Source organism: Streptomyces sp. NPDC091281, assembly GCF_044757425.1.
Lineage (GTDB): Bacteria > Actinomycetota > Actinomycetes > Streptomycetales > Streptomycetaceae > Streptomyces.
This window is the reverse complement of the sequence record NZ_JBIVUY010000014.1, coordinates 258,342-269,860: the sequence shown is the minus strand read 5'-3', so window position 1 is coordinate 269,860 and position 11,519 is coordinate 258,342. Positions and strand designations below refer to the sequence as shown.

Annotated in this window: 10 protein-coding genes; 7 read left to right on the top strand and 3 right to left on the bottom strand. The window is 74.8% G+C overall.

All coding sequences use genetic code 11. The annotated features are described in order from the left end of the window. Positions 1-4 precede the first annotated feature (4 nt). Positions 5-673 carry a potassium-transporting ATPase subunit C gene (locus ACIQPQ_RS31845; protein WP_401310803.1) on the top strand — a complete coding sequence of 223 codons (669 nt, stop codon included), beginning with the start codon at positions 5-7 and terminating at the stop codon, positions 671-673. A 68-nt stretch (positions 674-741) separates the two neighbouring features. Here the strand turns inward: ACIQPQ_RS31845 and ACIQPQ_RS31840 are convergent, their stop codons facing one another. Beyond that, positions 742-948, bottom strand: a complete 207-nt coding sequence (locus ACIQPQ_RS31840; RefSeq protein ID WP_383770807.1) for a DUF5999 family protein — start codon at positions 946-948, stop codon at positions 742-744. A gap of 395 nt (positions 949-1,343) precedes the next feature. Then, positions 1,344-1,940, bottom strand: a complete 597-nt coding sequence (locus tag ACIQPQ_RS31835) for a hypothetical protein (RefSeq protein WP_383770810.1) — start codon at positions 1,938-1,940, stop codon at positions 1,344-1,346. Positions 1,941-2,506: 566 nt separating this feature from the next. Here ACIQPQ_RS31835 and ACIQPQ_RS31830 point away from each other — a divergent pair. Beyond that, positions 2,507-4,024 (top strand): glutamate--cysteine ligase, encoded by a 1,518-nt coding sequence (locus tag ACIQPQ_RS31830; RefSeq protein ID WP_401310800.1) that lies wholly within the window; start codon positions 2,507-2,509, stop codon positions 4,022-4,024. Between the two features lie 170 nt (positions 4,025-4,194). Continuing rightward, complete coding sequence (locus ACIQPQ_RS31825; protein ID WP_401310798.1) at positions 4,195-4,995, top strand: CPBP family intramembrane glutamic endopeptidase; 801 nt, start codon at positions 4,195-4,197, stop codon at positions 4,993-4,995. 16 nt (positions 4,996-5,011) lie between these two features. On the opposite strand, the gene ACIQPQ_RS31820 is transcribed toward ACIQPQ_RS31825, so the two are convergent. Then, positions 5,012-5,821 (bottom strand): PhzF family phenazine biosynthesis protein, encoded by an 810-nt coding sequence (locus tag ACIQPQ_RS31820; protein WP_401310795.1) that lies wholly within the window; start codon positions 5,819-5,821, stop codon positions 5,012-5,014. 194 nt (positions 5,822-6,015) lie between these two features. Between ACIQPQ_RS31820 and ACIQPQ_RS31815 the strand changes: the two genes are divergently transcribed. The 4 genes from ACIQPQ_RS31815 (at position 6,016) to ACIQPQ_RS31800 (ending at position 11,497) form a co-directional block, all read left to right on the top strand. Then, on the top strand, positions 6,016-7,092 hold the full coding sequence (locus ACIQPQ_RS31815) for an NAD-dependent epimerase/dehydratase family protein (protein ID WP_401310792.1): 1,077 nt from the start codon (positions 6,016-6,018) through the stop codon (positions 7,090-7,092). 212 nt (positions 7,093-7,304) lie between these two features. Beyond that, on the top strand, positions 7,305-7,841 hold the full coding sequence (locus tag ACIQPQ_RS31810; protein ID WP_401310790.1) for a DUF2269 family protein: 537 nt from the start codon (positions 7,305-7,307) through the stop codon (positions 7,839-7,841). A gap of 313 nt (positions 7,842-8,154) precedes the next feature. After that, positions 8,155-11,127: a LuxR C-terminal-related transcriptional regulator gene (locus ACIQPQ_RS31805; RefSeq protein WP_401310787.1), complete on the top strand. Its 2,973-nt coding sequence runs from the start codon at positions 8,155-8,157 to the stop codon at positions 11,125-11,127. A gap of 172 nt (positions 11,128-11,299) precedes the next feature. Then, positions 11,300-11,497, top strand: coding sequence for a hypothetical protein (locus tag ACIQPQ_RS31800; protein ID WP_383770826.1), 198 nt, complete (start codon positions 11,300-11,302; stop codon positions 11,495-11,497). The last annotated feature ends 22 nt before the right edge of the window (positions 11,498-11,519 follow it).

The window sequence follows — 11,519 nt, the reverse complement described above, 5'->3', positions numbered from 1 at the left end:
CGCCATGAACAACTCCGTCTCGAACACCGCGCGGCTGCTCGGCGCGGGCCTGCGCGCCCTGCTCGTGCTCACCCTGGTGACGGGCGTGCTCTATCCGCTGCTCGTCACCGGCATCGCCCAGGGCCTGTTCGGCGACAAGGCGAACGGCTCCGAGGTCAGGGCGGACGGCAAGGTCGTCGGCTCGTCCCTGATCGGCCAGGCCTACAACCTGCCGCTCGGCAAGGGCCAGGAGACCCCGGCGCCCGATCTGAAGTGGTTCCAGGGCCGCCCGCAGAACGGGCTCGGCGTCAACAGCGTCAACACCCGGTACGAGCTGATCCTGTCCGGCGCGACCAACCGTGCCGCCGACAACCAGGAGTTGGTGGACTGGGTGAAGGCCGCCAAGGCGGCCGTCGTGAAGGACAACTCGGTGCCCGGTCACCCGGTCCGGCCCGCCGAGGTGCCGGCCGACGCGGTGACCTCCTCCGGCTCGGGACTGGACCCGGACATCTCCCCGCAGTACGCGCGGCTCCAGGTCCACCGCGTCGCGGACCGCAACGGCCTTCCCGTCGCCCGTGTCGAGCAGTTGGTCGCCCGGCACACCCAGGGCCGTACGCTCGGGTTCATGGGGGAGCCGCGGGTCAACGTGCTCGAACTCAACGTGGCGCTGCGGGAGTTGATATCCGGCCGCTGAATCTCACGGCGGCGGTGTCGGTCCGGGCGGCCTTTTGGGGGCTGCCCGGACCGGGCGTGCGCGGTGCCTCAGGCGGCCGTGACGACCCGGCCGCCGGTCAGCGGGCGGTGCGGGGCGATGATCCTGCCGTCCGGGAGGATCTCACCGGTGTCCTCGAAGAGCAGGACGCCGTTGCACAGCAGGCTCCAGCCCTGTTCCGGGTGGTGCGCCGCGAGCCGGGCGGATTCCCGGTCGGCGGAGTCGGCGGACGGGCACGGTGGCTGGTGCTGGCACATGGCAGGGATCTTTCGCTCTGTCGTGACGGTCGGAAGGTGCGTGGTCTCTGTCCCGCGGCGTGAAACGTCGTTCATGGCCGCCCCCGTTGTGATAAGTCGGTCGGTACCCCAGTGTTGCCCCACGGGCCTCGTTCCGCAGGCATTTCGCGGCACCGCTTGTCACAGGTTCAGGACGCATCACCCTCGCGGGTGGTTCAGTCCGACTCCACCGTCCCTTCGGGTGGTTATCGCTGGTCACAAGGGACTAGGACCGTCTGACCCGCTGACGCAGAGTGCGTTCGCGCAGCGGTCCGTGACCGGTGTCCGGCCCGGTCCGTGACCGGTGCCCGGCCCGGTTGGTGGGCCGCGGTCGGGCCGGTCCGTGGCGGGCCGTCAGGCCGGTTCGTGACGGGAGGTCAGGCCGGTGAGCCGAGGAGGGGGCCGGGGTCCGGCGGGACGCGGAGGGTGAGCACCGGGAGGAGTTCGGCGACCCGGTGCGGGCGGTGCGCGGCGATGCCGGGCGGCGCCGGGGCCAGCGGCACCAGGAGGTCGGTCGCGGCCGGATGGCCGGTGGTGCCGTCGGAGGCGCAGTCCCCGTGCAGCCACAGCGTCAGCATGTACAGGCCGGGCACGGACAGCAGCCGCGCCTGGTACGGCTGGTCCGTCGCCGTGGACTCCGCCTGGCGCAGCGCCCGTTCGGTCGAGGCGATGTACGGGCCCTCGAAGAAGTGCGAGAAGGCCCAGCCGTCCGCGGTCAGCCGGGTCTCGGCGGCGGCGACCGCCCGGTCCCCGCAGCGGATCAGGAACCGCCAGCCCGCCAGCCGGGTCACCGACCCGCCGTCGGGGGTGATCCGGTCCAGGACGTGCAGGGGCAACGGGAGTTCGGGGGTCGCGGGCCCCTGCGCGGTACGCAGGGACGGGGTGCGGGCCTCGCGGACCGCGGAGGGGGAACCGAGTGCCGTGAGGACGGAGCGCAGGGCGGGCGCGGGAGCCGGGGGGACATGCAGCGGCATGGTGGGTCGCCTCTCATCAGGCAGGCACAAGTGGCGCGAGGGCGTGGGGCGGACGGCGCTGTCAGCTCTTGGGGGAGGTCGGAGAGGCGGGGGCCGGGGTCGTGGGACAACGAGGTGCACGGATGGCCCGCCGTCCGTCACGCGGGGGACGACAGGCTTCTTCCGACCGAGGGCGGCCCGCCTTCTCTGCCTTCTCCGCGGAGTTTATACGACACGTGTTCTGTTCGTGTTTCGGCTAGTCGCTCCCCGGACACCCGGCAAGGGGACATCAGGACGTCGGAACAACTCCCTCTTCCTGCTGCGCAGTCGGCCGCACGGCCATGACCTCAGAAAAGAGCGGCGCCGCGGTCGGCCTATTCTCGTCGGCGTTTTTCACGAGATGCTTACGGCCGAAACAATGCAGGCGTCATGCCCGGTGAATGTGCCAGCGGTCTCCATCGGTCAGAGTAACGGGTCGCTCGGCGGGCAGGAGACGTTATCGACGGGCGGGGCTGGGCATCATCCCCCCTGACCCCGGCAGGTCGGCGGCCGTGCGTCGGCCCGCCCAGACGAGGAGGGACGGTTCGATGGGGGAGAAGGTCGTGGCGGACGGGTTCGACCTGTCCGACCGCAAGCGCTACCGCGACAAGCTGCGTCAGTGCCTGACGGGGCTGGAGCGGCTCCTGGCCCAGCAGCGCTTCGACCGCCCCAGGAATCTGATGGGGCTGGAGATCGAGCTGAATCTCGCGGGCGCTGACGGACTGCCGAAAATGTTGAACGGAGAGGTACTGGAGAGGATCGCCAGCCGGGATTTCCAGACAGAACTCGCCATGTTCAACCTGGAAGTCAACATAGCCCCCCACCGATTGGGCGGCCGCGTTTTCGACCAGCTCGCGGAAGAACTCCGTACGTCCCTGGCATATGCCCATCGAAAGGCGGGCGAAGTCGACGCGGGAATCGTGATGATCGGAATTCTCCCGACTCTCGACCGCGACGACCTCGTCTCCTCCAACCTCTCGGACGTCGACCGCTACACCCTCCTCAACGACCAGATCGTCGCCGCGCGGGGCGAGGAGTTCACCCTCGACATCGAGGGCGTGGAACACCTCTCCTGCACCTCCAAGTCGATCGTCCCGGAGGCCGCCTGCACCTCCGTGCAACTCCACCTCCAGGTCACGCCGGGCCGCTTCGCCGACGTGTGGAACGCCGCCCAGGCCGTGGCCGCCGCCCAGGTCGCCATCGGCGCCAACTCCCCGTTCCTCTTCGGCCGTGAGCTGTGGCGGGAGTCCCGGCCACCGCTCTTCCAGCAGGCCACCGACACCCGCCCGCCCGAGCTCCAGAGCCAGGGCGTCCGGCCGCGCACCTGGTTCGGCGAGCGCTGGATCGGTTCCGCGCACGAGCTGTTCGAGGAGAACCTCCGCTACTTCCCGGCGCTGCTGCCGATCTGCGACGACGAGGACCCGCTGGCCGTCATCGCGGCGGGCGGCACCCCGAGCCTCTCCGAACTGGTCCTGCACAACGGCACCGTCTACCGCTGGAACCGCCCCGTCTACGACGTCGCCGACGGCGTCCCCCACCTCCGGGTGGAGAACCGGGTCCTGCCGGCCGGACCCACGGTCACCGACGTCGTCGCCAACGCGGCCTTCTACTACGGCGTCGTCCGCGCCCTCGCCGAGGAGTCCCGGCCCGTCTGGACCCGGCTGCCCTTCGAGACGGCCGCCGCCAACTTCGACGCGGCCTGCCGCCACGGCATCGACGCCCGCCTGCACTGGCCCCGGCGCGGCAGGCTGGGTGGCACCACCGAGGTCGACGCGGTGAGCCTCGTCCGCGACGAACTGCTCCCGCTGGCCGAGGCGGGCCTCGACGCCTGGGGTGTGGAACCCGCCGACCGCGACCTCTACCTCGGCGTCATCGACGAGCGGTGCCGCCGCCGCACCAACGGGGCGAGCTGGCAGGTCGAGACCTTCCACCGGGCCCTGGAGTCGGGCCTGTCGCGGGACGCGGCGTTCGCCGCGATGACCCGGCGGTATGCCGAGCTGATGCGGCACGGCGACCCCGCGCACACCTGGCCGGTCGGGCTCCCGGAGCCGGTGGCGGCCGGGTGAGCGGCCCCCGCGCCCACCCCGCGCACGGGTGACGTACGCCGTCCGGCGCCGACCCCCGGGACCCCGCTCCCGGGGGTCGCCCGTGTCCGCACCGCCCCCATCGGGCAAGCTGTGACCTCCGACGACCGCGAGGCGCGGACCCGCACGACGGGCGGCAGGGGTGAACAGGCGTGAAGGTGGAGGCCGGGCAGGTGGCTGAGTCGATTCCGCAGGAGCGGTCGTCCCGACGGATCTTCCGGGACGAGACCCTCCTCGTCCTGGGGCTGTCGCTCGGCGCGAGCGGGGTGTCCGCCCTCATCAGCTTCGTCGGCTCGGTCACCCGGCCCGGTGGCCTCAAGGACCAGGCGGCCACCCTCAACGCCTCGGCCGCGCCCGGCCGCCCCTGGCTGGACCTGGCCTGGCAGCTCTTCGGGATCACCACCTCGCTCATCCCGGTCCTGCTCGTCGCCCACTTCCTGATCCGCGAGGGCCGCAGCCTGCGCATCCTCGGCTTCGACCGCACCCGCCCCTGGTCCGACCTCGGCCGGGGCGCCGCGATCGCCGCCGTCATCGGCAGCACGGGCATCGCCTTCTACCTCGCGGCCCGCGGCCTCGGCTTCAACCTCACCGTCGTCCCCGAGGCGCTGCCCGACGTCTGGTGGAAGTACCCCGTCCTCATCCTGTCCGCCGCGCAGAACGCCGTCCTCGAAGAGGTCATCGTCGTCGGCTATCTGCTGCGCCGACTGGACCAGCTGGGCTGGTCGCCGACGGCCGCGCTCGTCGGCAGCTCCGTCCTGCGCGGCTCCTACCACCTCTACCAGGGCATCGGCGGCTTCGTCGGCAACATGGTCATGGGCGTCGTCTTCGTCTGGCTCTACCGCCGCTGGGGCCGCGTCGGCCCGCTCGTCGTGGCCCACACGCTGCTCGACATCGGTGCCTTCGTCGGCTACGCGCTGCTCGCGGGCAAGGTCGACTGGCTGCCCACCGCCTGAGCCCCGCCGCCCCGCCCTACACCAGCAGTTCGCCCTCGACGACGGTCACCGCGCTGCCCGCGAGGAGCGTACGGTCGCCGCGCAGCTCGGTGCGGACGCGTCCGGGCCGCTGCGACGCCTGGAGCCCGGTCAGCGCGGTACGGCCCAGGCGCGCCGACCAGTACGGGGCCAGCGCGGTGTGCGCGCTGCCGGTGACGGGGTCCTCGTCGACACCGACGTTCGGGAAGAAGCAGCGCGAGACGAAGTCGTGGCCGGCGTCGGGGTCGGCGGCGCGGGCGGTGGCGATGACGCCGCGCGCGGAGTGCGCCCCGAGCGCGCGGTGATCCGGGCGCAGCGCGCGGACGGTCGCCTCGTCGGCCAGCTCCACCAGCAGGTCGCCGACGTTCGGCCCGGTGTCGTACGCGGTGACCGGCTGCGCGCCGAGCGCTTCGGCGACACCCGCCGGGATCGGCACCTCGGTGAGCGGCGCGGTCGGGAAGTCCAGGACCACCGACCCGTCCTCGGCGGGCGTCGCCACGAGGACACCGCTGTGGGTGAGGAACCGTACGGGACCCCGGTGGGCGCCGGTGCTGTGCAGGACGTGCGCGGTGGCGAGGGTGGCGTGGCCGCACAGCGCGACCTCGGCGGCGGGGGTGAACCAGCGCAGCGCCCAGTCCGCCTCGCCGCCCGCCGGGAGCGGGTGGGCGAACGCCGTCTCCGCGTGGTTGACCTCCCGCGCCACGTCCCGCATCCGCGCGTCGTCCGGGAAGGCGTCGAGGAGCAGGACCCCGGCGGGGTTCCCGGTGAAGGGGCGGTCGGTGAAGGCGTCGACGATCCGGATGCGCATGGGGCGACCGTAGGGGGTGGGGCGGGGGCCGCGCCAAGGCCAATCGGGGGTTTCTGGACCGGCCGGGAACCGGAGGCGGCGGACGGGACGTTGGCGGAGCACGAGAGCCGGGTGGGGCGCGCGGGGCGCCCCGGCCGGGCGGTGGCCCGAGGAGGGACGTACCGCTGAACGGCGACGAGGTGGGGAGCGACGAGGTGGGGAGCGGTGACGAGGTGAGCGACGGCGGGGAGCGTGTCCGTGCGGACGGTGGTGGCGGCGCGGCCGGTGGTGGGCCGGTGGTGCTGACCGGTGCCAACGGATTCATCGGGTCGCACGCGCTGCGGGAGCTGGTGCGCGGGGCGCGGGTGCGCGCACTGGTCCGGCGTGTGCCCGAGGGCGGTGCCGAGGGTGTCGGCGGTACCGGGGGCGTAGGCGTAGGCGTAGGCGGGGGCAGAGGCAGTGGCGGTGCGGCGGTGTCCGCGTCGTCCGGGGTGGAGTGGGTGCGGGGTGACCTGACCGACCCGGAGGCCGTACGGGGCCTCTGCGAGGGGGCCTCGGCGCTGGTGCACCTGGCGTCGTACATCGGCGGGGACGAGCGGCTCTGCGAGACGGTCAACGTCGACGCCACGCGCGCGTTGATGGCGGAGGCCCGGCGCGCCGGGGTGGCCCGGATCGTGCACCTGTCGACCGCGGCGGTCTACGGCGCGGGCCCGCACCGGGGCATCGAGGTCGACGAGATCGTGCCCGCACCCGTCTCCGCCGTGAGCCGCACCCGGCTCGCCGGGGAGGCGTACGCGCTGGAGGCGGGGGCCGTCGTCCTGCGCCCCGGGATCGTGCTGGGCGCCGGGGACCGCTGGGTCGTGCCCGGTCTCAGGGAACTGGTCGCGCGGGTGCCCGCCGAGTGGGACGGCGGGCGGGCGCTGCTGTCGGTCGTGGACGCGGGTGACCTGGGGCGCCTGATCGCCGCCGTCGCCACCGGCCCGCGCCCGGTGCCGCCCAGCGTCCGGCACGCCGCCCACCCCGAGCCGGTACGGATCGGCGACCTGCTGGCGGAACTGGCCGCGCTCGGCGTGCTGCCGCCCCGGCCCCGCGAGGACTGGCCCTGGCCGGTCTGTCTGGAGCGCCTGAGAGCCACGCCCGGCCGGGCCTCGGAACGGCAGTTCGCGCTGGTCGCCCGGGACCACTGGTACCGCGCGGAGGAGCTGTGGCGGCTGACGGGAGAGGAGCCGGGGCCCGGTCCGCTCGCTCGGCTGGCGGGGGCGGCGGAGTGGTATCGGGGGCAGGGCGGCTGACCTGAGGGGGCGGTGCGGCGGGGCTGTCTGGTGGCGGCACTGGTCCGACGGTGGTGCCGGTCGGGCCGGCAGTCGCGGTCGGTCCGGCTGGTGTGGCCGGTGCCGCGAGTCGGCCGTGCCGTCGGCGGAGCCTGCCGTACGCCGAGCCCCGTACGGCGGGTTACTCCCCTCGTGGGACGACCGCCGGGCCGGTCGTCGGCACCGTGGGGAGGGTGAAGCTGACTCGCCCGGTGCGCCAGGTCTTCCTCGTCGTCCATGTGGTCGCCTCCGCGAGCTGGCTCGGGGTCACCCTGGGCCTGCTCGCCCTCGGGATCGCGGCCGCCGTCTCCGGGGACGCGCCGACCGTGGAGGCCTCCGTGCGGGCCATGACCCTGTTCGCCGACTGGCTGCTGCTGCCCGTCGCCGCGCTCACCCTCCTCAGCGGCTTGGTGCTCTCCCTCGGCACCCCGTGGGGCCTGGTCCGGCACCGCTGGGTCGCCACCAAGTTCTGGCTGACCCTGGCGACGATCACCGCCACCGTGTTCGCCCTGCGTCCCGCCGTGCACGCCGCCGAGGCCGCAGTCGCCGGGGGCGGACCGCTGCCGGACACCGGTGACGTGCTGTTCGGGCCCGCGGTCTCCCTCGGCGCGTACCTCTTCATGACCGTCGTCTCGATCCTCAAGCCCTGGGGGCTCACCCGGCGCGGCCGTCGCGCCCGGCAGGAGCGCGCGTCCCGTCCGGAGAGCCGGGTGTCCGTCACCGCCCGCTGATCCCCGGCCCGTCCGGCGGCGGTCTCCGCTTGTCGGGGCATTGCGGTCGACGGGGTGGCAGCGCCCCGGCGCATGCAGCGGGCGGACACAGGGGCCGGTGGCTTCAGCCCGTGCCGGTGGTCTTCCGCCGGGCGCGCCGACCGGAACGCTGAGATGCTGGAAGCGGCCGCCCCCACGTCCGGTCGCCCGCGTCCGGACCGCGTCACCCGCTCGACCCCGCTCGCACCTCCCCACCCCGGGCGGCCCCGATTCCCGACGTCCCCCACCTTCCCGACGACATCAGCGACCTCGACGACCAGTGGCGGTGAGCGCCATGGCTGGGCCGGAGGAGAGCGGTTCGCCGACAGAGCCGGAGGCCGATCCGCGGGGCGACCCGTATCTGCGGACACGGTTCGCCCGACCGGCACTCCCTTTGACGTTCCTGCGGCGCGAACGCCTCGTACGCCGTCTCGACGCGACCCCCCGCACCCCCCTGACCATGGTCAACGGCTGCGCGGGCGCGGGGAAGACGCTGCTCGTGGCCGACTGGGCGGCCGGGTGCGCGGGGCCCGTCGCCTGGTTCACCACCGACGCCGCCGACCAGGGACCCGGCATGTTCTGGGCCTACCTCCTCCAGTCGCTGCGCGCCGCCGGGCTCGCCCTTCCCGACGGCATCGGCTGTCCCGCCGACGCGGGCCGCGCCCCGCACGCCCTGCTGGCTCGGCTCGCCGCCGCCTTCACCGACCGCGAACGGCCCCTCACCCTCGTCCTCGACGAGTACGACCGGGTCACCGACCCCCGGATCGCGGAGCAGCTGGAGTTCGTCCTGCACCACGCCGGGGACGGCCTGCGCCTGGTCCTGGTCACCCGCACCGAGCCCCTGCTGCCCCTGCACCGCTACCGGGCCGCGGGCGAGCTGACCGAGATCCGGGACGCGGCGCTCGCCTTCACCCCCGAGGAGGCCGCCGACCTGCTGGAGCGGCACGGGCTGCGCCTGCCCGGCGCCGCCGCCCGCACCCTCGTCGACCGCACCCGCGGCTGGGCCGCCGGGCTCCGGCTGTGCGCCCTCGCCGCGCGGGAGAGCCCCGATCCGCAGACGTACCTCAAGGAGTTCGAGGCGGACCACAGCACCGTCGCCGACTTCCTGCTCGCCGAGGTCCTGAAGCGGCAGCCGCCCCGCACCCAGGACCTCCTGCTGCGGGTGAGCGTCCTCGGCCGGTTCCGGCCCGAGCTGGCCGACGCGCTCACCGGGCACACCGACGCCGGGCCGCTGCTCGCGCGGCTGGCCCGGGAGAACGCCTTCGTCGAACACCTCGGGCACGGCCGCTACCGGCTGCACCCGCTCTTCGCCGAGATCCTCCGCGCCCACCTGCGCGAACGCGCCCCCGGTCTCGAACCCGAGCTGCACCGGCGCGCCGCGCACCGGCTGCGCCGTTCCGGGTCCCTCACCGAGACCCTTGGCCACGGTGCCGCCGCGGGCGACTGGGAGTTCACCGCCCGTGCCCTGGTCGACGACCTCGCCCTCGGCCAGCTCTTCACCGGGCTGCGCTCCGGCGACCTGGCCGCGCTGTTCTCCCGGATGGGACCCGAGGCCGGGGGCCCCGCCGCCGACCTCGTCCGGGCGGCCCGCGCGCTGGCCGCCCACGACCTCGGCCACGGGCTCGTCCACCTGCGGGCCGCCAGGCGGGGGCTCGCCCCACGCCGCCACGGCCTGGCGGGTGTGCCGCCCGCGTACGCCGCCGGTGCCGTGGCGTACGGCGGCTTCGACCGGGCGCCGGTGCCGGGCGCGGTCGGCGATCCAGCCGCCGGAGCCGGAGCCGGGGTCGAGGCCGCACCCGTCCCCGCCGCACCCGTTCCCGCTGCACCTGGACCCGCCGCACCCGCCGCACCCGTCGATCCCGACGTGGCCGCCCGGCTGAGCTGTGCTCTTCTCGACGCCCTGGCCGCGCGGCTCACCGGCTCCCCGGCCCGTGCCGAGCGGGCGGCGGCCGTCGCGGACGAGCTGACCCGGCGGGTGCCCGCCGCCGTTCTGGACCGGCACCCCGAACTCACCGCCCTCCTCCTCAGTCACCTCGGTTCCGCGCGTCTCTGGGCGGGCCGGTTCGAGGAGGCGGAGGCCGCGTTCACCGCCGCGACCCGTGCCACCGGCGGGGCCGCGACCGCGCTGCCGCGCGCGGACTCCCTCGGCCGTCTCGCCCTCATCGACCTCCTCGACGGGCGGCTCGGCCAGGCCGAACGCCGGGCGCGGGCGGCCGTGACGGAGACGGAACGGTTCGGCCTGCCCCAGCCGTCCGGCTCCGGCGTCGGACAGCTCGTCCTGGCCGCCGTCGCCGTCGAACGCGACGACCTGGCGCCCGCGCGCGCCCACCTCGACGCGGCGGCCGGATCGCCCGCCGTACTGCGCGACCCGGTCCTGGAGGCGGCCCACGCCCTGGTCACCGCCCGTCTGCACCTGGCCCGCGGCGACACGGCGGCCGTACTGCGGGCCGCCGGGCCGGGCGTGGCCGCGGAGGTGCCGTCGCCGTGGGCGGAGGCGCAGACCGCGCTCGTCGTGGCCGCCGCCCACCTCGCGGAGGGTCGCCCCGAGGTCGCCGCCGCCGTCCTGCGGGCCGTCTCCGGTGATCCGGCGGCCTGCGCGGTCGGCGCCGCGCGCGTCCGGCTCGCGCAGGGCCGCCCGCGTGCCGCCGTCGAACTGCTCGACGCGCTGCGTCCCGAACGGCACGCCGGTCCCGCCGTGACCGTACGGGCCGCCCTGATCCGGGCCGAGGCCGCCGAACGGACCGGCGATCCGGCGGCGGCGCGGCGGTTCCTGGCCCACGCCCTCCACGAGGCCCGGCCCGAACGGCTGCGGCGCCCCTTCCGCGAGGCCGGCCCCTGGCTCCGGCCGCTGCTGGCCCGCCCGCCGCTGCGCGGCCCGGCCGCCGACTGGCTCACCCCGGCACCCGCGCCCCACGCACCCAAGCCCCACGCACCCGCGCCGCACACGCCCCCCATGCCGCACAAGCACCCCGTGCCGCACGCGGCGCCCGCGCTCCCCGCGCCCCATGATCACCGGCCGTCCGTCGGAGCCGACCGGGCGGCCGGTGCCCGGAAGGAGCCCGCCCCGCCCGTCGTGGAGCGGCTGAGCGGGCGCGAGCGGGACGTGCTGCGGCGGCTCGCCGGGATGATGTCCACCGAGGAGATCGCCGCCGACCTGTACGTCTCGGTCAACACGGTCAAGACCCACCTCAAGAGCGCCTACCGGAAGCTGGGAGTCAACCGCCGCGGCGACGCCGTGCGCCGGGCCCGCGAGCACGGACTGCTGTGAGCCCGCGAGCACGGGCTTCCGTACGCCCGTCCCGCCCTCACCGCCCGCCCTCCTGACGGCCTTCCGGCCCACACTCACACCCACGGGGTGAGGCCACCCGCACCCCCCGCGCGGGAGGATCGGGGCAAGAGGCGCAGTCCGCCTGTCCCAGGCCACCGGGGGAGAGCAGCCGATGCGCTACGAGATCCGCGTCGACGGCCATATGTCGGAGACGCTGACACGGGCCTTCCCGGAGCTGGACCACGTGGTGATGTCCGGTCAGACCGTGCTGTTCGGGCACGTCGTCGACGAGGCCCACCTGTACGGGCTGCTGGCCCGCTGCCAGTCCCTCGGCCTGCGCCTCCTGGAGATGCGCCGCCTGCCCGAGTGAACGACCGCGCCGATGAACGACC

Excerpts from the sequence above, each read along its gene's own strand:
- ACIQPQ_RS31845 (WP_401310803.1), top strand. The coding sequence starts at position 5 with ATGAACAACTCCGTCTCGAACACCGCGCGGCTGCTCGGCGCGGGCCTG.
- ACIQPQ_RS31840 (WP_383770807.1), bottom strand. The coding sequence starts at position 948 with ATGTGCCAGCACCAGCCACCGTGCCCGTCCGCCGACTCCGCCGACCGG.
- ACIQPQ_RS31835 (WP_383770810.1), bottom strand. The coding sequence starts at position 1,940 with ATGCCGCTGCATGTCCCCCCGGCTCCCGCGCCCGCCCTGCGCTCCGTC.
- ACIQPQ_RS31830 (WP_401310800.1), top strand. The coding sequence starts at position 2,507 with ATGGGGGAGAAGGTCGTGGCGGACGGGTTCGACCTGTCCGACCGCAAG.
- ACIQPQ_RS31820 (WP_401310795.1), bottom strand. The coding sequence starts at position 5,821 with ATGCGCATCCGGATCGTCGACGCCTTCACCGACCGCCCCTTCACCGGG.
- ACIQPQ_RS31805 (WP_401310787.1), top strand. The coding sequence starts at position 8,155 with ATGGCTGGGCCGGAGGAGAGCGGTTCGCCGACAGAGCCGGAGGCCGAT.
- ACIQPQ_RS31800 (WP_383770826.1), top strand. The coding sequence starts at position 11,300 with ATGCGCTACGAGATCCGCGTCGACGGCCATATGTCGGAGACGCTGACA.